Annotated in this window: 1 protein-coding gene; it reads left to right on the plus strand. The window is 47.1% G+C overall.

What is annotated here, in order from left to right; all coding sequences use genetic code 11:
* Positions 1–350 (plus strand): transposase (locus tag AB4384_RS23725; RefSeq protein ID WP_372130203.1); only part of this gene is annotated, 350 nt, incomplete at both ends.

The following is a 350-nucleotide window of genomic DNA, read 5'->3' on the forward strand; positions in this document are numbered from 1 at the left end:
AAGCATATCTCCCAGTTAACGAGCGTACATTGGCACACCATTAAAGAGATAGATAAACGCCGACTTCGACAAGTTGTACCGTCAGTGAAATGGGAAGAGCTAAGGCAACTCGTCATGGACGAGTTCGCTATCTTTAAAGGGCATAGGTATGCCACGGTCATTGCTGACGCTAAGACTCATCAAGTCATTTGGATAGGGTTAGGCCGTAGCCGCAAGGACATACGACCGTTCTTCGAGCTGTTAGGCAAGCATGGCAATAATATCGAAGCGGTCGCGATGGACATGAATACGGCTTTTGACCTTGAAGTTCAAGCGCACTGCCCGAACGCAAAAATCGTTTACGACTTATT

Source organism: Vibrio sp. 10N.261.51.A4, from assembly GCF_041471945.1.
Classification (GTDB): Bacteria; Pseudomonadota; Gammaproteobacteria; order Enterobacterales; family Vibrionaceae; genus Vibrio; species Vibrio crassostreae_C.